This is a genomic window from Frateuria defendens, from assembly GCF_001182895.1.
GTDB classification, from domain to species: domain Bacteria; phylum Pseudomonadota; class Gammaproteobacteria; order Xanthomonadales; family Rhodanobacteraceae; genus Frateuria_B; species Frateuria_B defendens.
Genome location: NZ_LFQR01000149.1, coordinates 15,894 through 35,730, shown reverse-complemented (window position 1 = coordinate 35,730; position 19,837 = coordinate 15,894). Strand labels below are relative to the sequence as shown.

Here is a 19,837-nt window from a genome sequence, read left to right as displayed (position 1 = left end):
TCGGCGGCGAGCGCGGTGCCGGCCGCGGCGAGCAGGTCGCTCGGGCGCAGCTCGGCGGCCGGCACGCCGCGCCAGGCCTGCATGGCCACTGCGTAGTCGCGGGCGGCGTAGGCCTGGTAGGCCAGCGCGCGGGCGGTGGCCGCGTCGGGCTCGCGGCGCTGCGCCTCGGCGTAGGCGTATTCGGCCAGGCCCGGCTGCGCGCTGCCGTAGCAGGCGCCGAGCGCGCGCCAGCGCTCGGCCGGGTACGAAGGCGCGAAATCCGCCATCGTCGCGCGCACGCCCTCGCAGTCGCCGAGCGCCAGCAGCACCGGAATCTGCGCGCCATGCTCCGGGCCGCCGAGCGGCCGGCGCAGGCGCTCGCGCTCGGCCGGCGGGAACAGCGCCGGCTGCGCCGCGGCGATCAGCGCCAGGCGCGCCATCAGCGCGGCGGCACGCGGGTCGCCGACGAAGGGATAGGCGGCCAGCAGCATTTGCTTGGCCTCGGCGCGACCGCCCGCCTGCAGCAGCCGGTAGCTGAGCGGATCGAGCAGCCGCTGCCCGCCGGGCGCGGCCAGCATGGCCGCCGCCTCGCGCGCGGCCTCCCCGCGGCGGCCGTCCTGCAGGGCGAGGTCGAAGCGCGTCTCGCGGTAGCTGTCGGGCGGCAGCCGCGCCAGCAGGCGCTGCGCGGTGGCACGATCGTCGCGCGCCAGCGCGGCGGGCAGCGCCAGCCGCGCCTGCAACACGCGGTTGCGCGGATAGGCCGGCCGGTAGCCGGCCAGCAGGGCCGGCCGCTCGCGCGCGGTACGGGCGAGCAGGTAGAGCCAGGCCTGTTCGTCCTGCTCCTGCGCGAAGGCGGGCGGCGCGCCGTGGGCGAGGTAGCTGCCCAGTTCGTCCAGGTCGCCGCGGTCGGCCCAGGCCTGGGCCAGCGCCAGCCGCAGCGGCGGCGCGTCCAGCCCGCCGCGGGCCTGCAAGCGTTCGGCCTCGTTCAGCTGCCCCTGCTGCAACAGCAGGGCGAACCATTGCCCGCGCTCGCCGCCCTCCAGCTGGCCCGCCTGGTCGAGCACGACGAACTGCTGCGTGGCGCGCGCCGTGTCGCCCAGGAATACCGCCCGCTGTGCCAGCGCGCGGCGCAGCGCCACGCCGGCCTCGCTGTGCGCGAAGGCCGGCGCGTCCAGCTCGGCCTGGGCGGCGGCCAGTTCGCCGCGATGCAGGGCGGCATAGCCGCGCTGGGCCCGGCAGGCGTCGCTGCCGTCGCGGCGGCAGTCGGGCGCGGGCGCCACCGGCGCCGTCGGGGCGAAGGCCTGCATCGCCGCGCGCAGCCGCGGGTCCTGCGGGGTCGCGCGTCGCTGCGCTTCGAGCAACTGGCGCGCGAGGTCCGGATGACCGAAGCGCCGATAGGCCTCGGCAAGGTCCAGCGCGGTCTCCGCGCTGTCCGGCGCCAGCGCGCGCGCGCGGCGGAATTCGTCGATGGCCGTCTGCTCGTCGCCGGCCTGCATCGCCGCGTGCGCGCGCTGCTGGTGCGGGTAGAGCAGGAAGCGGCGGTACGCGCCCACCTCGCCCTCGCCGGTTCCGGCGGGCGGCTGTTGCGCGTGGAGGGGCGCGGCGAGCGCCACGGTCATCAGCGCCAGCGCGCAGCATTCCGGTAGCAGGGCTCGTTTCATACCGCCTGCCGCGCGAGGGGCAGCTCGGCGCCCTCGTCGGCATCCTCCTCGATCAGGGTGCTCATGCATGGCTGCAGAGCCCCCTGCAGCGCCAGCGCGCGTTCGAGCATGTCGCCACCGACGGCGCCCTGCCCGACCAAGAACTCGCCCAGCCGCTGCCCGCTGCGCGCGTGGTTGAGCAGCAGCGCCTTCAGCGCGACCTCGTCCAGCCCGCCCAGCGCCACCAGCACCTCGCCGAGCAGCACCTGGCCGGACACGTAGCGCTCCCACAGTTCGGCCGCGCGCGTGTGCGGCAGCGCGCCGGCATGGATGGCAAGCTCCAGCAGCCGGCGCGGATCGCCGCCGTGCTCGTGCGCGTACCAGCGGCGCAGGCCCACCGTGACCTGCCCCTTGTGCGCCAGCACGTAGCTCACCGGCCGGCCCAGCCGCCGCGCCAGCGCGGCGAGCGAGACGGGATCGACGTAGTCCTCGCTGGCGAGCACCAGCGTCTCGCCCTCGTAGCGCAGGGGCAGCACCGCGTAGTGCAGCGCGACGCCGGCCGGCACGGCCTCGATCATCGCCGCCGGCACGGCCGCCGCGTCCACCGATTCGCAACGCACGCCGAGCTGCCCGGCGAGACAGTGCGCCAGCCGCGCGGAGGAGACCACGCCCTCGTGGATCAAGGCACTGCCCAGCGCAAGGCCGGCGGTGCGGTGGCGCACCGCCTCCTGCATCCGCGACGGGGACACCGCGCCTTCGGCCACCAGCAACTCGTCCAGCGCCTGGCGGCCGCGGTCGGCGCCGCCCAGGCTGGGGAAGTCGTGGGTGGTCTTGTCCCACGCCACCCGGCGCGGGTCGCCGTACTGCACGATCTGGCGGATCGCGCGCCAGTTGGCCATGAAGTTGATGTAGTTGCCCCAGAACAGCCGCGGGATCGACAGCAGCCCGTGCTTCAGCCCGTAATAGCCGGAGACGAAGATCACCCGCTGCAGCATGCGGTTGCCCATCAGCAGCAGGTTGGCGGTGAGCAGCCACTGGAACCAGCGCGCGCCCTCGAAGATGGAGAGGAAGCGCGGTGCCGCCGGCCACAACAGCTGCACCAGCCAGATCGCCGTCAACTGCAGCAGCACCAGCATGGCGGCGAAGCTGACGAAGTTGTTGATGGCGCCCTTGCGGTCGCGCCACAGGAAGTAGTCGATCACCGGCTTGCCGGTCCAGCCGTGGGTGCGGTAGCCCTGGTAGACGATGCCGATGATCCAGCGCGACTTCTGCCGGATCGCCGTCGAGGCGCGGTCGGGGAAATACTCGCGCACGCAGATCGTGCTCGCCTCGCGCCAGCTGCGGCCCAGGCGGCGCCGGGTCTTGCCGCGGTCGGCGCAGCGCATGACCGGGAAGCGCACGAACACCTCCTGCATGCCGCGCGCCTTCAGGCGCAGGCCGATGTCGTAGTCCTCGGTGAGGCTCTGCACGTCGAAGGCGATGCCGTTGCCGTCCTCGATCAGCGCCAGCACCGCGCGGCGGCTGAAGCAGGTGCCCACGCCCGCGCTCGGCACCTGGCCGGCCAGCGCCTCGCGCACCGGCACGTCCTTGCCGTGCAGTTCGGCGAATTCGTCCAGGTAATGCAGGCTGGTGAAATTGCTCCACTGCCGCTCGAACGGGTACACCGGGATCTGGATCAGGTCCTTGCGCTCGACCAGGTAGTTGAACAACCGCAGCTCCAGCGGCGACACCACGTCCTCGGCGTCATGCAGGATGAAGCCGGCGAAGGTGATCTTCGCCTGCCGCTCGAAGCGCGTGATGGCGTCGAGCACGTTGTTGAGGCAGTCGGCCTTGCTGGTCGGCCCCGGCCGCGCGCACACCACCTTGTGCACGTTGGGAAAGCGCGTGCACACCTCGTCCACGTCGCGCTGCGTGTCCGCGTCGTTCGGATAGGTGCCGACGAAGATGTGGTAGTTCTCGTAGTCCAGCGTGGTGGCGGCCAGCTCCGCCATGTGACCGATCACGCCGGTCTCGTGCCAGGCCGGCACCATGATCGCCAACGGCTTCTCCGCCGGACCGTACAGCGCGTAGTAGGCCATCCGGTCGTGGCGGCGGTACACCACCAGCCACTTCCAGCAACGGCGCACCCAGTACACGACGTCGATGAAAAGGTCGTCCAACCCACTGACCAGCATCATCGCCGCGATCACCATTACCACCAGGCTGAGGCCGTAGAGGTAGGTGGAAAACGCATCAAGCAGCCACATGACCTTCCCCTGTCATGCCACGGTAGCTAGCGCCGTCTCCGGTGCCAGTGCCTGACGCAGCGCAGTCTCGATGCGCTCGCAGGCTCGACCATCGCCGAACGGATTGCCGGCCCCCTGCATGCGACGGTACGTATCGGCGTCCGCCCACAACGCCTCAACGTGCGCCACGATACTCTCCCGCCGCGTGCCCGCAAGTCGCGCGCAGCCGGCTTCGACCGCCTCGGGCCGCTCGGTCTCCGCACGCAGCACCAGCAGCGGCACGCCGAAGGTTGGCGCCTCCTCCTGCAGGCCGCCCGAGTCGGTCAGCACCAGCCAGGCATCGACCAACGCCTGCTGCATCGTCAGGTAGTCGAACGGGGCGGAGAGCTTCACGTTGCCGAGTTCCCCGAGGATCGCGTACACCGGCTCCTGGATCACCGGGTTCAGGTGCACCGGGAACAGCACCTCCAGCTCCGGGTGCCGCCGGGCGACGTCGGCGATGGCGTGGCAGATCTCCTCGATGTCGCGGCCCCAGTTCTCGCGCCGGTGCGCGGTCACCAGCAGGTGCCCGCGCCCGGCCGCGCGGCGGCGGATGCGGTAGCGATCGGCCACCCACTGCTGCGCGTCGATCACGGTGTTGCCCGTTACCTGCACGCGCCCGGGGGCGATCGCCTCCTCGTGCAGCGCCCTGGCGGCGCGCGTGGTGGGGGCGAAATGGAACCGCGTGATGCGGCTGATCATCTGGCGCAGCCCTTCCTCCGGGAACGGCCCTTCCAGGTTGCCGGTGCGCAGGCCGGCCTCGACGTGCGCCACCGGCACGTGGTGGTAGAAGCCGGTCAGCGCGCCGAGATACGTGCTCTCGGTATCGCCCTGCACCACCACCAGCGACCACGGCCGCGCGCCGAGCACGGTTTCGAGTTGCGTGCGGCAGCCGGTGCTGAACTCGCACAGGCTGCTGCCTGTGCGGGTGAAGGCGAGGTCGGGACGGATCTCGAAACAGTCCAGCATCTGCCACGCCATGCCATCGTGCTGGCCGGTGTGCAGCCAATGCGGCCTTGCCCACGAGGTGCTGCGCAGATGGTGATAAAGCGGTGCGAGCTTGATGATCTCCGGGCGGGTGCCCGAAACGATCAGGATGTCCTGCATGGTGGCGTTCTCCCATATGACACTGCGGCCCCTATGGCGCATCCGGACGCCCCGCCAGACACGCCCCACAAAACTGTCTCCAACGACCGGCTCCTCGAGCTTCTTCGGCATCGGGCGAGGTGATGTCCTTACGTGATTCCGATCAGCGCTTCGGGTGGTTGAAGTTGCACGCATCCTCAGCGTTTTCCCGCGTGCTGTCTGCTGACAAATGGACGTATGTCCAGACGTATATCCATCAGCCGAGGCGCCAAGCGAAGGCGTTGGGCGCACACTCCAACGCGCTATTCGTGTCGCGCCGACTTGGCTTGGGGGGAATCCCTCGCTGGACCTTCCGCAGGCCACCGCAACGGGCGCCGCATCCGCCGTGCATCCAGAGGACATCTCCATGGCCAGGCCATCGCTCGCGGGACCGCTTTCCTTCCTGAAACCGCTGCTCGCCGCAGCGACTCTGGCGTTTGCGATCGCCTCGCCGCTGCTTGCGGCCGGCCGCGCGACAGCCGTCCCCACGGACGGCCTGAACCAGACGCTGCCCGCACCGCCGGCGCCGCCGAGCGCGCTGCTGCCGCTAACCCGTAGCTTCAAGAACACCCTCTCGACCGGACAGCTGCGCCTGCTCTATCCGGTGCGCACGCTGGCCATCAGCCTGCTCTCCACGCAGACGCTCTACAATGGCGCCCCCGGCGCCAACGGCGCCAACAACACCCTCGTGCTCTACGACAGCACCGGCGACTGGGGCTGGCTGGGCGAGGCCTACGCGGTGCAGGCCGGCAACATCGTCTCGCACGGCAGCAAGTACGTGATGCACCCAGCGGCCACCTACGTGGCCGGCGAGCTGGCCGGCTACACCGGCCTGGTCTACATCGGCTCCACCTACGACGAGCAGTTGCCCACCGCGCTGCTCGACGACGTGCTCGCCACCGCCAAGCCGGTGCTGTGGATGAACCACAACATCTGGCAGCTCAGCGCGCGCGCCGGCGATTTCGCCACCCGCTACGGCTGGAGCCCGCAGTTCTTCGATTTCAGCAACACGCCGACCGTGACCTACAAGGGCATCGCTTTGCAGCGCAACGCGCTGGCCGCGCCCGCCGGCCTGCTGCAGACGCTGGTGATAGACCCAGCCAAGGCGCAGGTGCTCGCCACCGCGACCAGCGACACCGGCGTGGTCTCCAACTGGGCCACCCGCGGCGGCAACCTCACCTACATCGGCGAGATCCCCTTCAGCTACTCGGGCATGACCGACCGCTACCTCGCCGCCGTGGACCTGATCGGCCAGGTTTCCAACCCCGCCATGCTCTCGCGCAAGCGGGCCCTGGTGCGCATCGAGGACGTCGGCCCCGACGCCGACCCGGCCGAGCTGCGCGCCATCGCCGACTACCTCTACAGCAAGAAGGTGCCCTTCAGCGTGGCGGTGTACTCGCTCTACAAGGACCCCAAGGGCGTCTACAACAACGGCGTGCCGGTGAGCCTGCCGCTGCGCCAGGCGCGCAACGTGATCAGCGCGCTCAAGTACATGCAGTCGCGCGGCGGCACGTTGCTGATGCACGGCTACACGCACCAGTACTCCAACGTAGCCAACCCCTACAGCGGTGTTAGCGCCGACGACTTCGAGTTCTACCGGGCGCACATCAGCGCCGACAACTACGTGGTCTACGACAGCCCGGTCGCCGAGGATTCGAGCAGTTGGGCGCTGGGGCGCATCTCGCTGGCACGCTCGGAGTTCACCGCCTCCGGCATCACCCCGCCCACCATCTTCGAGGCGCCGCACTACGCCGCTTCGGCCATCGACTACCAGGTGTTCCAGCAGCAGTTCGGCACCCGCTACGACCGCGGCCTGTATGCAGCCAACTGGTGCCCCGGCGGCAACTGCGGCACCGGCACGCCGGACTACACGCGCATCTACGGCCAGTTCTTCCCCTACCTGGTGCGCGACATCTTCGGCACGGTGGTGCTGCCGGAGAGCCTCGGCAACGTGGAGCTGGAAGAGTTCAACCACAACCCGCCGCGCTATCCGGCCGACATCCTCGCCAGCGCGCGGGCCAACACGGTGATCAAAGACAGCGTGCAGAGCTTCTTCTTCCACCCGTACCTGTCGATCAGCAACCTGAAGACCATCGTGGAAGGGCTGCAGGCGATGGGCTACCAGTTCGTCACGCCGGCCACCGTCAAGCAGGGTTGAGGGGCGCCCCCGGCCAGCCGTGCGTCGCGTCGAGGGGGACGCGACGGCGGCCGGCCGGCGGGATCATCGGAACGATGCGCCGATATGCGCCATGGCGCAGGTGTGCAAGCCCTCACTCCCGCCGCACGCTCCCCGTCGGCACCAGCAGCACCACCAGCGTCATCAGCAGGTGCGCTGCCGCGGAGAGCAGCGGCGACATCGTGGCGTCGAGCAGGCCCACCGGCCACAGCAGGTCCAGCGCGCCATTGGCGAGGTTCCAGCCCCAGTGCAGACCCACCGCGCCCCACAGGCTGCCGCTGCGCCACAGCGCGGTGGCGTAGGCGGTGCCGAAGCAGCACAGCATCCACCATTCCAGCGGCCCCTTGCCCAGCCGGTACACGTGGTTGAGCACGAACACGGCGGCCGAGAAAGCCACGAACCACACGCCGCGCCGCCAGGGGATGCCGGCCGCGCGATACCAGAAGCCGCGGGTCAGGATGTCCTCGGCCAGCGAGGGCACGAAGGTCGAGAGCAACAGCATCGGCGCCGTCGCCAGCAAGGCCGACCAGGCCGGCGGCGCATCCGGCGAGATGGCCGTATAGACGCCCATCCGCAAGCCCGCCGCCACCGCCATGCCCTTCGCCAGCGCCGCCAGCGCCAGGCCGCCGGGCAGCCACAGCCACCAGCGCGGGCCCGCCTCCAGCGCATAGGCGCGATAACCGCGGTAGCCCAGCCGGCGCGACAGCGGCCAGGCTGCCAGCACGCACGCCGCCATCAGTGCGGCCTGGACCGGAAAGCTGTGCAGGAGGCGCAGGCCGACGCCCTCGGCCGACTGGTACAGCACGAACAGCAACACGAAAGCCGCCGCGACCGGCGGACGCAAGCCAAGCATGGACGAAAACTCCGGATTCCCCGTCCGCGAGCCTAGCAGCCGGCGCACGGCCGCGACAGCTCGCCGGCGCATCGGAAACGCCACCGCGAATTCGCTCGCTGCGCAGAACCTGCTCAAAGCCACCCTGCAAGCAGGGGAAGGAATCATGCGGCGTCAACGAAGAAGACGTATGAGCAAGTTCTTCGAGCCTGCTCACGATCGGCTTGCCCGTGCGCTGCGGCGAGAGAAGGCATGCCGTGTTGTGGAAGCCACGTCGGCATCCTGGCCGGCCGTAGGCCGGGGTGCGATGGCACATCACTTCGCAAGCATCAAAAGCCAATGCCCAGCGGCTGGCCCGCCACTCGACTATCGAAAACCGGAACACCCCGCACACCAGTAAAGGCAGGATGCTGCCTCAACGCCGCAGCCCACGATCCCTACCCCATGCCCCCATCACGCCTCCTTCTCCACCAGATTCGAGGCCTCCCGCTGACTCCCCCTCACCGACGACGTCTTCGCCCTCACCCTCCCCCGCGCCCCCAGCATCATCTCCTCCAGCCAATGCACCAGGATCGACGTGTACGCCGTCCGCGCCCGCGCATCGCTGAGCGCGTGGTCCGCGTCCTTGATCACGCGATAGGTCAGCGAATGCGTATGCACGAATGCACTGCGGTAACTGACGATCACCGGCCTCGGCACGATGGTGTCGCGCTCGGACTCCACCAGCAGCACGTCGCCCGCGAACGCCGCGCAGGCGTGCAGCGCGCGGTTGCCCTCCACCGGCACCACGCGGCTGCGGAAGCGGGCCAGGTCCTGCTTGCGGCGCAGCAGGTGCTTGGGCAGGTCCCAGTCCTCGTCCTTGTAGAGCGCCGGCGCGCGCAGGGCCAGCCAGCGCACGTCGCGCAGGCCGGTGAGGATGGCCGCCAGGTAGCCGCCGTAGCTGCTGCCCACCACCGCAATGCAGCCAGGGTCGACGTAGGGATGTGCGACCAGGAAATCGTAGGCGGCCAGGATGTCGGCCAGGTTGTCCGCGCGCGTCACCTCCTCGCGGCGCGCCTGCGTGGCGACGTGGCCGGACATGTCGAAGGTGAGGCACACGCAGCCCAGCGCCGCCACCTCGTGCGCGCGCTCGCGGTACTGCGCCTGGCTGCCGCCCCAGCCGTGCACCAGCAGCACGCCGGGCACGCGCGGGGCGGGCGAGATCAACGTGCCGGCGAGCTTGCCGCCGCGGACGCTGATGTGGACGACATCGTCATGGACGGGCATGGGCTTTCACGTACGTGTACTTGAGCGCGGGCGCCGCCGGGTCGTCGCCGCGGAAAAACACCCTGGCGCCGGCGGGGGGCTGGGCCGCGGCGTCGTAGATCTCGACCGTGGAGGCGCGGCCCACTTCCAGCGACGGGTCGCCCAGCAGGGCCGCGGCGGCCTCCACCTCGGCGGCGCTGGCGCCGCCGATGCGCCAGGACTGCTCCAGCACGCCCGACCACCAGCGGCCGTGTCCGTCGCGCCCCTGCGCGACGTCGTAGTTCGCGCGCGAGACCAGCAGGCCGGGGAAACAGTCCAGCGCCGCCTCGTGATAGGTGCGCGCCTGCTCGATGGCGAGGCGCATGTCGCTGTCCAGGTCGAGCCGGCGCAGCGCGTCGAAGCCGCCGCGCACGCACAGCAGGTCGCTGCCGCCGTAGACGGCCTCGCCGTAGCGGTTGGGCGTGCTGTACTGGCTGCCGCAATAGCTCATCAGCAGTCGGCCCAGCCGCACCTGGCCGATGCTGCGCGTGCTCACCTCGTGCAGGTTGCGCTCCAGTACCAGGCCGTGGCGGCGCAGCGCGCCGGCGTCGCCGTGCGCGAACAGCGCATCGGCGTCGCCGCGGTCGCGGATCACCGCCTGGCCTTGCCCGCCGATGCCGCACGGGTCCTTCACCCGCACCTCGCCTTCGCTCAGCAGCGCCCGCGCCGCGGCGCGCAGGTCGGCCGGGTCGAACACCGCGTAGCCCGGCAGGGTGACCGCCGCCACCGCCTCGGCGAAGGCCTGCGACCAGCCCGCGGGGGCCACGGCATCGGGACGCCACAGGCCATGGGTGATGATCTTGGTGCCCACGAACGGCCACGGCACCACGCCGCCGAACAGGTCGTCCGGCGAGGCGATGCCGAGCGCCGCCGCCTCCTCCGTGGTCAGGGTGCGGGAAGGGATCGCGTAGCCGCGCGCGGGCAGCGGGCCGGCCGCCCAGGCGCCGCCGAAATCCATCGCCATCATCGCCGCCAGCCGCCCGGCCACGTGCAGGTGGCTCGCGCACTCGTGCACGGCGGTGCAGCCGGACGGGTCGGGCACGTAGAGCGCCATCCTCCGAACCATCGTGCCTGCGGGGCTGATCGACTGCATGCGCTGACCTCTGGACCGGCCGCCACACGCCTGGGCGGCGGCCTCTCGGTGGATGCTTCGGGGAATGACGGCGGACGGGCGTGGTGCATGACAGATGGCGTGACCGGCGACAGCGGGCGGACGCGCACCGGCACGGGTCGCGCCGGCACGCATCCATGGTGCCGGCGCGATTGCAAGTCCGATGTGAAAACCGGCGGCGGCCGTTCATGTGCAGTGGCGCGACGCCGCTCGCCCATCGCCGGCGCAGTGAGTGCCCAGCTCAGCGTCGGGCCAGTCGCGCCAGCGTCTCCTCGGCCAGGCGGCGGGTCAACTCGCCGGCCGGCAGCTCTCGCCCGAACGCACCCGCCTGGCCGCACCACAGCGGCTGGAAGTCGCCCGAGCCCGCCGGTTCCGCCTTGGCGCGCAGCGCGGCCGGCGCGTTGGCGGCCAGCGGAAACGCCGGCGGCAGCTCGCTGAGCGGGCCGACCTCGCGCATCAGACGGTTGAGCAGGCCGCGCGCGGGGCGGCCGGTGAAGACGTTGGTGATCGCGGTGGCCTCATCGCGCGCCTCGCGCAGCGCGGCGCGGTGCACGGCGGCGGTGGTGGCCTCGGGCGTGAACAGGTACGCGGTGCCCAGCTGCACCGCCGCGGCGCCCAGGGCGAACGCCGCCGCGATGCCGCGCGCATCGCCGATGCCGCCGGCGGCGATCACCGGCACCCGCACCGCGTCCACCCGGGAACCATCGCGCTGGTGCCGCAGGTGGCCCGGATGGAGGCGTCGCCCGGGCGGCGTGGCCGTCCGGACGCCCATACGGCCGCATGTCGCGGCTCACTCGGCCTGCCGGCGCTGCATCGACAGCAGCGTCAGCACCACCGCCAGCATCAGGTAGGCGCCGGCGAACTGCCACACCAGCTGGCGTGGGGCCGCGTCGAGCTGCCACGGCAGGTAGACGCCACCGGCCAGTTGCACCGAGTGGATGATGCCGAACAGCGTCAACGCGGCGCCCAGCAGCAGGATCAGCGCGGCGCGCAGCGCGCGGCCGTCGATCAGCGCCACCACGAAGCTCGCCCACACCATCGAGGTGATGATGAAGCCGTTGCCCAGCACGGTGATCACCGCCAGCTCCGGGATGCCGTGCGAGGCGTCGCCGAACAGCGCCGCGAAATGATCGGGCGCCACATAGGTGGGGTCGCTCAGCTTGATCGTGACCATGCGCGCGATGGCCGGGAAGAAGCTGAAGGCCACCGCCGGCGCGTAGCGGATCGGCGTGGCCTCGAAGGCCTGCACGGTGATGCTGATGGCGACGAACACCAGGATCGGCGCCAGCGCCGCCAGCGGCACCAGCTCGATCAGGTTGGAGAGGTAGCCGAAGATGCCGCCCAGCCCCACCACCAGGCCGGTGAGCAGGGTGTAGCCGCTGCGCGCGCCCATCGCCTTGTAGGAGGGCTGGCCGATGTACGGCGTGGTCTGCGCCACGCCGCCGCAGAAGCCCGCGGCCAGGGTGGCCAGCGCTTCCACCAGCAGGATGTCGCGCGTGCGGTAGTCGTCGCCGGCGGCGCGCGCGCTCTCGGTGACGTTGATGCCGCCCACCACCATCAGCAGGCCGAACGGCAGGATCAGCGGCAGATAGGGCACCGTGTAGGCCAGGCCGCCCAGCCACTGCAGCGTGGGCCACGGCAGCGCGAAGCGCCACTGCCACGCCGCCGGCGCGTGGTAGCCCGCGCCCAGCCAGCCGAGCGAGCCGAGCGCGTAGTACAGCAGCACGCCCGCGATCACCGCCGCCAGCACGCCCGGCATGCCGAACGGCAGCCGCCGCCGCGCCACCAGCGCGTACAGCACGATGCCCAGCCCGGTGAAGCCCACCACCGGCAGCTTGAGGATCTCCACCAGCGGCAGGAAGCCGATCAGCACCAGCGCGATGCCGGCGATCGAGCCGAGCAGGCCCGCGCGCGGCACGTGCCGCTGCACCATGCCGCCGAAAAAGGAGAGCACGAACTTGAGCACGCCCATCACCACCAGCGAGGCCATGCCCAGCTGCCAGGTGGCGATGGCCGCCGCCTGCGCGTCCATGCCGCCCTGCTTGAAGTGCGCGAAGGCGGGCCCGAGCACCAGCAGCGCCATGCCGATGGAGGTCGGCGCGTCGAGGCCCAGCGGCATCGCGGTGACGTCCTCGCGCCCCTGGCGCCGCGCCAGCCGGCGCGCCATCGCGGTGTAGGCGAGATTACCCAGCAGCACGCCGAGCGCGGTGCCCGGGAACATGCGCTGGAACACGATGTCGGCGGGGAAGCCGAACAGGCCGATCAAGGCGGTGGCGAGGAAGCCCATGATGGACAGGTTGTCCACCAGCAGGCCGAGAAAACCATTGAGGTCGCCGGGGCCGAGCCAGCGGCCTTTTGCAGGGGTGTTCACGCGGCCGGGCTCCTTGTGCGTCCTGGCAATGAGTCGAACCCGCAGGATGCCTCAATTCGGCGCGCCTGACACGCCCTGCGTGCGATGCGCCGCGATGGAAGTCTGGACGGCTATTCGGGATCGAAGATCGTTGCCGGCGCCGAACCTCCGCGTTGGCCGCACCCATGCAACGCCGGCGATGCCGCCGCGCAAAGCCCGCAGCGCAAGCCTGCCGGCATCGTCTCCCGCGGGGGAGAAGGATCCCGACCCGGAGGGGCGCTCACAGGGAGGCGCCGCCGGCATGCGGAAGCGTGCTGCGACCAGAAGCCGGCGCGCAAGCATGCGCCGCCCGCCAGCGGGAAGGCATGCCGACGACGCGCACCGCCACGCGGGCGACACAGGCCGCCCGGCATCGCCCGGCCGGTGCCCTGGCCAGGCGCGCAGCCGGCGAGGTCAGTCGCCCATCTGCTTCTGCAAGTGCTCGCGACGCTCCTGCGCATCGAGCGAGAGCGTGGCGATCGGGCGGGCGTCGAGACGCTCCAGGCCGATCTCCTCGTCGGTCTCCTCGCAGTAGCCGTAGCGGCCCTCCTCGATCCGGCGCAGGGCCTTGTCGATCTTGGAGATCAGCTTGCGGTAGCGGTCGCGGGTGCGCAGTTCCAGCGAGTTTTCCGTCTCGCGGGTGGCGCGTTCCGCCTCGTCGCCGACATCGCGCACTTCGTCGCGCAGGTTCTCCATGGTCTGGCGCGACTCCTCGACAAGCTGATCGCGCCAGTCGCGCAGCTTGTTGCGGAAGTAGGCCAGGTGACGAGGATTCATGTACTCCTCGTCGCTGGAGGGTCGATATCCCTTCGGCAGGTCGATGGTGACAGTGGCGGGCAAGGCATAACGGCCGTCTTCGCGGGTCACGCCGTTGTCGAGAATCGTAGTGGTGCTCATGGAGGACTGCGTGTTCTTCTGCTGCTTCGGGGAAGGATGGTGTGCGGTAGCGGTAGCCACGCGCGGTGTTGCGGGCTTGGCCGCGGGTGCGGCCGGTTTTGCGATGGCCGGCTTGGCGACCGGCGTGGCGACGGCCTTGGCCGGCGGCTTGGCGGGCGCCGGTGCGGGCACGGGTTTCTTGGCGACGGCCGGCCTGGCGGCGACGGGCTTCTTCGCCGCCGGCTTGGCGGTGGGCGCGGCCTTCTTGACCGGCGGCCTGGCGGTGGCCTTCTTCACGGCGGCCGGCTTGGCAGCCGGCTTCTTGACCGGGGCGGCCTTCTTGGCCGGCGCTTTCTTGGCGGCGGCCTTCTTCGCCACGACCTTCGCCACGGCTTTCTTGGCGACCGGCTTGGCCGCCTTCTTGGCGGCGGGCTTCTTGACCGCGATGGCCTTGGCCGGGGCCTTCTTCGCCGCCGCCGGCCTGGCCGGCTTGGCCGTGCTCTTGGCCCGGCTCGCCGGCAGCGCCTTCAACCTGCTGACCTTGGCGTCCTTGCCCTTGCCGGTGGCCTTCGCCTTGGCGGCGGCCGAACTGCGCGTCGTTTTCGCCATATCCCTCACCGTTTTGGCCGTGGCAGCCGGGTGTTATAGCCTATGGACCTTACACCAGCAACCGTGCTTCGGAGATACTCGCGGCACCTCTGCCGCAGGCCGTCCGGCAACGTGAAAACGCCGTGTCCCGATTGATACTTCTGTTACTCAGGCTCTACAAGCGCGGCGTCAGCCCCCTGCTCGGACAGCGTTGTCGCTTTTACCCTAGTTGCTCCGATTATGCACGGGTCGCCATCGCCCGCTTCGGGCTGCTGCGCGGCATTCTGCTCGCCGCCTGGCGGGTGATGCGCTGCCATCCGCTGTGCGAGGGCGGCCACGAGCCGGTGCCCGAACACTTCCATTTCCCCCGCTGTCGCCCCCATGGAGAGCCGCATGTCCGCTGACTGGCTGATCAAGAACGCCGAACTCGTCAACGAGGGGCGCCGCTTCCACGCCGACCTGCGCGTGAAGGCCGGCCGCATCGAGGCGATCGGCGGCGACCTGGACGCGCGGCCGGGCGAGCCGGTGCTCGACGCCGCCGGCCTGCTGCTGCTGCCGGGCATGATCGACGACCAGGTGCACTTCCGCGAACCCGGCCTCACCCACAAGGCCGACATCGCGCACGAGTCGCGCGCCTGCGCGGCCGGCGGCATCACCAGCTTCATGGAGATGCCCAACACCAGGCCGCCGGCGCTGGACCGCGACACGCTGGAGGCCAAGTACGCCCGCGCCGCCGAGGTCTCGGCGGTGAACTACGCCTTCTACATGGGCGCCAGCAACGACAACCTGGACGCCATCCGCGCGCTCGACCCGCACGCCGCGCCGGGCGTGAAGGTGTTCATGGGCGCCTCCACCGGCAACATGCTGGTGGACGACCCGGAGGTGCTGGACGGCATCTTCCGCGAGGCGCCCACGCCGATCATCACGCACTGCGAGGACACGCCGATGATCGACGCCAACCTCGCCAGGGCGCACGAGAAGTACGGCGAGGACATCCCCGCCCGCGAGCACCCGCTGATCCGCTCGCGCGAGGCCTGCATCAAGTCCACCCGCCTCGCCATCGCGCTGGCGAAGAAGCACGGCAGCCGCCTGCACGTGCTGCACATCTCCACCGCCGACGAGCTGGCGCTGTTCGAGCCCGGCCCGCTCAAGGGCAAGAAGATCACCGCCGAGACCTGCGTGCACTTCCTGCATTTCGACGCGCGCGACTACGGGCGGCTGGGCTTCCTGATCAAGTGCAACCCGGCGATCAAGGACCCCGCCGACCGCGAGGCGATCGCCCGCGCGCTGGCCGAGGGCCGCCTGGACGTGCTCGCCACCGACCACGCGCCGCACCTGCTGGAAGAAAAAGGCCAGCTCTACGACAAGGCCCCCTCCGGCCTGCCGCTGGTGCAGTTCGCCCTGCAGGCCGCCCTGCAGCGAGTGACCGAGGGCAAGCTGACGCTGGAGCGCGTGGTGGAGGCGGTATGCCACGCGCCGGCCACGCTGTTCGACGTGAAGCAGCGCGGCTTCCTGCGCGAGGGCTACGCGGCCGACCTGGTGCTGGTCGATCCCAGCCGGCCGCATACGGTGACCCGCGCCGAGGTGCTCTCCAAGTGCGGCTGGTCGCCGTTCGAGGGCGAGACCTTCGCCCACTCCATCGTTTCCACCTTCGTCAACGGCCAGCGCGTGTGGGACGGCCGGCGCATCGACGAGGGCGTGCGCGGACAGCGGCTGGCCTTCGATCGATGAAAGCGCGACGCGCGGCGCGGCCCGTGCGCACGCCGCGCGGTGCGCGCCGCCGGATCGCCACGCGCGCCCTGTTCGCCGCGGCGGCCTGGCTCGGCCTCAGCGCCGCCGTTGCGGCGGCGGCCCTGCCCGAGCGCGTCTCGCAAGGCGGGCTGGTGGTCGCCGCGCTGCCGCCGGGCACCCAGGCCCGCCTCGACGGCCGGCCGCTGCGCGTGGGCGCGGACGGCACCGTGGCCTTCGGCGCCGGGCGCGACGAGAGCGGGCCGCTGCGGCTCGATCTCGCCTACCCCGACGGGCATCGCGCCACCGCCCGCATCGCCGTGATCCCGCGCAACTGGCCGGTCGAGCGCGTCGAGGGCGTACCGCCCAGGACGGTGAGCCCGCCGCCCGAACTCGCCGCGCGCATCGCCCGCGAGCAGGCCGCCGTGGCCGTGGCGCGCGAACGCGACGACGCCCGCGAGGACTTCCTGCACGGCTTCGCATGGCCGGTGCAGGGCCGCCTCAGCGGGGGGCGCTTCGGCAACCAGCGCATCTACAACGGCGAGCCCAAGGCGCCGCACTCGGGCATGGACATCGCCGTGCCCGAAGGCACGCCGGTGAAGGCGCCCGCCGCCGGACTCGTCACCTTCGCCCAGCCTGGCCTCTACCTCACCGGCGGCACCGTGCTGATCGACCACGGCTTCGGCCTCAGCTCGAACTTCCTGCACCTGTCGAGGCTGACGGTGCGCGTGGGCCAGCGCGTGCGGCAGGGCCAGGTGATCGGCCTCGCCGGCATGACCGGCCGCGCCACCGGGCCGCACGTGCATTGGGGCTTCAACTGGCTCGGCACCCGGCTGGATCCGCTGCTGCTGCCGGGCATCGCCGCACCCTGAGAAGCTGTTCGCGACTTTCCTGCTGGGCTGGGGCTGGCTGGCCCTTGCCGGCGGAGCGGCTCGCTCGTTGGCGGTGCCCTGTCGCTCGCTCGATACAGGCAGCAAGAGAAAGTAACTTGCTCCCCGGCAGGGGAACGAATGCCCAGCCGAAGGCCGGCAAGGTTTCACCCTACACGCGCTGCGCTGGATCACCAGCTTCGCCTCCGGCCTGCGCCGGAAGGACGGGCAAACGGAATAGCGTCCCCGCCCCTCTCCCCCGAACCCGCACAAAAAAGCCCCCGGCCACAAACCGGGGGCTTCCTCTTGCGGACCGGGCCGCGACCGCCGAAGCCGTCGCGGCCCCTCCGCGGCGCTTACTTGGCCGGCGCCGAAGCGGCCGGCGCCGCGCCTTCCGGCAGGGCGTAGGCGATCAGCGAATCGCCCATCTTGGTGCCCAGCGAGCCGTGGCCGCCGGCCATGATCACCACGTACTGGCGACCGGTCTTGTCGGACACGTAGCTCATCGGGTTGGCCTGGCCGCCGGCGGGCAGGCGGGCCTTCCACAGCACCTTGCCGTCACGCACGTCGTAGGCACGCAGGTAGTAGTCCAGCGTCGCGCTCATGAAGGCCACGCCGCCACCGGTGGTGATGGCGCCACCAAGGCTCGGCACGCCCAGCGGCAGCGGGATCGGCAGCGGGGCGCTGTCGAGCACGGTGCCGTTCTTGTGCATCCAGACCTTCTTCATGGTCTTCAGGTCCACCGCGGCCACATAGCCCCACGGCGGCGACTGGCAGGGAATGCCCAGCGGCGACAGCAGCGGGTGCAGGTCCACCGCGTACGGGGTGCCGGTCATCGGCTGCAGGCCCTGCTCGGTGCCCGAGCCGCCCTTCACCTCGATGGTGTCGCGCTTGTACAGCTTGGACACGAAGGCCACGTAGTTCGGGTTGCCGATCAGCACCTGGTGCACCGGATCGACGGTGATGCCACCCCAGTCGAACACGCCGTAGTTGCCCGGGTAGACCAGCGAGCCCTGCAGCGACGGCGGGGTGAACATGCCTTCGTAGCGCAGCTTCTTGAACGAGATGCGGCAGACCAGCTGGCTGAAGGGGTCGGTACCCCACATCTTGGCCTCGTTCAGCGGCTCGGGCTTGAAGCTGAGGTCGGAGAACGGCTGGGTCGGCGAGGTGAAGTCGCCCTCCACCGCGCCCTGCGGCACCGGCTTCTCGGTGATCGGCACGACCGGGGTGCCGTCCTTGCGGTTCAGCACGTAGATGTCGCCGCGCTTGGTGGAGGCGACGAGCGCCGGCACCTTGCCGTTGGCGGTGTCGATGTCGACCAGGCTCGGCTGGCCGCCGATGTCCATGTCCCACAGGTCGTGGTGCACGGTCTGGAAGTGCCAGCGCAGCTTGCCGGTGGCCACGTCCAGCGCCACGATCGCGGTGCTGTACTTGGCGCCTTCCGGATTGCGGTTGCCGCCGAAGATGTCCGGCGTCTCGTTGCCCATCGGCACGTAGACCAGGCCGAGCTTCTCGTCCACGCTGGACACGGTCCAGGAGTTGGGCGAGTTGTGCACGTAGTACTCGCCGGGCTTGAGCGGCTCGGTGCGGTCCGGGTTGCTCGCATCCCAGTTCCACACCAGCTTGCCGGTGTTGATGTCGTAGCCGCGGATCACGCCCGACGGCTCGTGGGTGGAGTCGTTGTCGGTGACGCTGGCGTAGACGATCAGGATGTTGCGGGTGACCACCGGCGGCGAGGTCGGGTTGAGGAACCCGCGCTCGGTCATCGACATGCCCTGGGTCAGGTCGATCTTGCCGTGGTCGCCGAAGCTCCCGCAGGCCTTGCCGTTGTCGGCGTTGATCGCCACCACGGTGGCGTCGGCGGTCGGCGCGTAGATGCGGCGCGGGCACTCGGCGGCGATGGCCGGCACGGCGGCCTCGGGCGCGGCGGCCACGCTGCCGGCGCTGGCCGGGGCGGCGGCGCTGGCGGCGCCGGCGATGCTGTCCGGGCCGGTCTTGGCGTAGGCCGTGGCGTCGTAGTAGGACACGCCGCGGCAGATCATGTGCTGGTAGGTCTTGGCGTCGCGGTTGATCTTCGGATCGTGGCGCCAGATCTCCTTGCCGGTATCGGGATCGAGCGCGATCACGATGTTGTGCGGCGTGCAGATGTACAGCATGCCGTTGGCCTTGAGGGGGGTGACCTCGTTGGCGATCTCGCCCGGATCGGTCGGACCCTTGAAGTCGCCGGTGTGGAAGGTCCACGCCTCCTGCAGCTTGGCGACGTTCGCCGGGGTGATCTGCTTGGCCGGCGAGAAGCGGTCGCCGTAGCCGGAGCGGCCGTACTGGGTCCAATCGCCCGCGGCCACGCCCGGCACGTCGTCGGCCTGGGTCGCGGCCATGTTGGCCTCCGGCACTTCGCCCGGATGGTCGTCGTAGTCGGTGAACAGGCCGATGGCCAGCGTCACCACGCCCAGCGCGGCGGCCACCAGCAGCGGCGCGCGGCCGCCGGTCTCGCCGGTGCGGCCCAGGCGGCGATTGACGAAGGGCAGCAGCAGGTAGATGCCCAGCACCAGCCACACGGCGATGCGCGGCACCAGATCCCACCAGCTGAACTTCACCTCGGCGATCGACCAGATCACCGTGCCCGCCAGCACGATCGCGTAGAGCCACAGCGCGGCACGGCGCGCCAGGATCAGCAGGATGCCGGTCACCGCGATGCCGATGCCGGCGATCACGTAGTAGAGGGAGCCCCCCAGGGCGGCCAGGTAGGCGCCACCGCCGGCGAGGGCGAGGCCCAATAACAGAAAGATGATGCCGGACACCGCCGTAAGGGGCCCAGCTGAAGGTTTCGTGTTCATTTGCGAGGAATCCTAGTGGACAGGTACGTCGCACGGCGCCCTAGGTACGCCGCACGGGCGGCCTAGCGTAATCCCCTGCGCGTCCAAATGCCATCTTGCGCACTGCAACATTTCTTGTATGGTCGAGCCCCGAGCCTCA

At 70.8% G+C, this 19,837-nt stretch carries 14 protein-coding genes; 4 read left to right on the top strand and 10 right to left on the bottom strand.

Features of this window, described 5'->3' with window-relative positions:
• From ACH65_RS16840 to wecB, 3 genes are all read right to left on the bottom strand, one after another.
• The coding region (locus ACH65_RS16840; protein WP_161805626.1) for a tetratricopeptide repeat protein at positions 1 to 1,640 on the bottom strand (1,640 nt) is incomplete at its 3' end.
• On the bottom strand, positions 1,637 to 3,865 hold the full coding sequence (locus ACH65_RS16835; protein ID WP_049623785.1) for a glycosyl transferase family protein: 2,229 nt from the start codon (positions 3,863 to 3,865) through the stop codon (positions 1,637 to 1,639). The genes ACH65_RS16835 and ACH65_RS16840, both read right to left, overlap by 4 nt.
• Before the next feature lie 12 nt (positions 3,866 to 3,877).
• Entirely contained in the window at positions 3,878 to 4,990 is a 1,113-nt protein-coding gene (wecB, locus tag ACH65_RS16830; RefSeq protein ID WP_049623784.1) for a non-hydrolyzing UDP-N-acetylglucosamine 2-epimerase, read from the bottom strand.
• Between the two features lie 385 nt (positions 4,991 to 5,375).
• Here wecB and ACH65_RS16825 point away from each other — a divergent pair, with 385 nt between their 5' ends.
• Positions 5,376 to 7,166: a DUF2334 domain-containing protein gene (locus tag ACH65_RS16825; protein ID WP_082190385.1), complete on the top strand. Its 1,791-nt coding sequence runs from the start codon at positions 5,376 to 5,378 to the stop codon at positions 7,164 to 7,166.
• A 112-nt stretch (positions 7,167 to 7,278) separates the two neighbouring features.
• Here the strand turns inward: ACH65_RS16825 and ACH65_RS16820 are convergent, their stop codons facing one another.
• The 6 genes from ACH65_RS16820 to dksA all read right to left on the bottom strand — a co-directional run bounded on the left by ACH65_RS16820 (position 7,279) and on the right by dksA (position 14,285).
• Positions 7,279 to 8,037, bottom strand: coding sequence for a CPBP family intramembrane glutamic endopeptidase (locus ACH65_RS16820; protein ID WP_049623783.1), 759 nt, complete (start codon positions 8,035 to 8,037; stop codon positions 7,279 to 7,281).
• A 432-nt stretch (positions 8,038 to 8,469) separates the two neighbouring features.
• Positions 8,470 to 9,282 (bottom strand): alpha/beta hydrolase family protein, encoded by an 813-nt coding sequence (locus ACH65_RS16815; RefSeq protein WP_049623782.1) that lies wholly within the window; start codon positions 9,280 to 9,282, stop codon positions 8,470 to 8,472.
• On the bottom strand, positions 9,269 to 10,354 hold the full coding sequence (locus ACH65_RS16810; protein ID WP_053096301.1) for a DUF3182 family protein: 1,086 nt from the start codon (positions 10,352 to 10,354) through the stop codon (positions 9,269 to 9,271). The genes ACH65_RS16815 and ACH65_RS16810 overlap by 14 nt, the downstream gene beginning before the upstream one ends.
• A gap of 298 nt (positions 10,355 to 10,652) precedes the next feature.
• Positions 10,653 to 11,105, bottom strand: coding sequence for an NAD(P)H-dependent flavin oxidoreductase (locus ACH65_RS16805; protein ID WP_343123269.1), 453 nt, complete (start codon positions 11,103 to 11,105; stop codon positions 10,653 to 10,655).
• 96 nt (positions 11,106 to 11,201) lie between these two features.
• Positions 11,202 to 12,782: a SulP family inorganic anion transporter gene (locus tag ACH65_RS16800; protein WP_049623780.1), complete on the bottom strand. Its 1,581-nt coding sequence runs from the start codon at positions 12,780 to 12,782 to the stop codon at positions 11,202 to 11,204.
• 432 nt (positions 12,783 to 13,214) lie between these two features.
• Positions 13,215 to 14,285: an RNA polymerase-binding protein DksA gene (gene dksA / locus ACH65_RS16795; protein WP_049623779.1), complete on the bottom strand. Its 1,071-nt coding sequence runs from the start codon at positions 14,283 to 14,285 to the stop codon at positions 13,215 to 13,217.
• A 122-nt stretch (positions 14,286 to 14,407) separates the two neighbouring features.
• Between dksA and yidD the strand changes: the two genes are divergently transcribed.
• Genes yidD through ACH65_RS16780 form a run of 3 tightly spaced genes read left to right on the top strand, consistent with a single transcriptional unit; the run spans position 14,408 to position 16,864 of the window.
• Positions 14,408 to 14,668 (top strand): membrane protein insertion efficiency factor YidD, encoded by a 261-nt coding sequence (yidD, locus tag ACH65_RS19235; RefSeq protein ID WP_237561553.1) that lies wholly within the window; start codon positions 14,408 to 14,410, stop codon positions 14,666 to 14,668.
• Positions 14,658 to 15,995, top strand: a complete 1,338-nt coding sequence (locus ACH65_RS16785) for a dihydroorotase (protein ID WP_049623777.1) — start codon at positions 14,658 to 14,660, stop codon at positions 15,993 to 15,995. The genes yidD and ACH65_RS16785 overlap by 11 nt, the downstream gene beginning before the upstream one ends.
• 53 nt (positions 15,996 to 16,048) lie before the next feature.
• Positions 16,049 to 16,864, top strand: a complete 816-nt coding sequence (locus ACH65_RS16780; RefSeq protein ID WP_484494427.1) for a M23 family metallopeptidase — start codon at positions 16,049 to 16,051, stop codon at positions 16,862 to 16,864.
• Between the two features lie 353 nt (positions 16,865 to 17,217).
• Here the strand turns inward: ACH65_RS16780 and ACH65_RS16775 are convergent, their stop codons facing one another.
• A complete protein-coding gene (locus ACH65_RS16775) occupies positions 17,218 to 19,698 on the bottom strand; it encodes a glucose/quinate/shikimate family membrane-bound PQQ-dependent dehydrogenase (protein ID WP_049623776.1) in 2,481 nt (826 codons plus the stop codon).
• Between the last annotated feature and the right edge of the window lie 139 nt (positions 19,699 to 19,837).

Bases quoted from the DNA above. Each gene is read 5' to 3' on its own strand.
- ACH65_RS16835 (WP_049623785.1), bottom strand. From the start codon at position 3,865: ATGTGGCTGCTTGATGCGTTTTCCACCTACCTCTACGGCCTCAGCCTG.
- wecB (WP_049623784.1), bottom strand. From the start codon at position 4,990: ATGCAGGACATCCTGATCGTTTCGGGCACCCGCCCGGAGATCATCAAG.
- ACH65_RS16825 (WP_082190385.1), top strand. From the start codon at position 5,376: ATGGCCAGGCCATCGCTCGCGGGACCGCTTTCCTTCCTGAAACCGCTG.
- ACH65_RS16820 (WP_049623783.1), bottom strand. From the start codon at position 8,037: ATGCTTGGCTTGCGTCCGCCGGTCGCGGCGGCTTTCGTGTTGCTGTTC.
- ACH65_RS16815 (WP_049623782.1), bottom strand. From the start codon at position 9,282: ATGCCCGTCCATGACGATGTCGTCCACATCAGCGTCCGCGGCGGCAAG.
- ACH65_RS16810 (WP_053096301.1), bottom strand. From the start codon at position 10,354: ATGGCGCTCTACGTGCCCGACCCGTCCGGCTGCACCGCCGTGCACGAG.
- dksA (WP_049623779.1), bottom strand. From the start codon at position 14,285: ATGGCGAAAACGACGCGCAGTTCGGCCGCCGCCAAGGCGAAGGCCACC.
- ACH65_RS16785 (WP_049623777.1), top strand. From the start codon at position 14,658: ATGTCCGCTGACTGGCTGATCAAGAACGCCGAACTCGTCAACGAGGGG.
- ACH65_RS16775 (WP_049623776.1), bottom strand. From the start codon at position 19,698: ATGAACACGAAACCTTCAGCTGGGCCCCTTACGGCGGTGTCCGGCATC.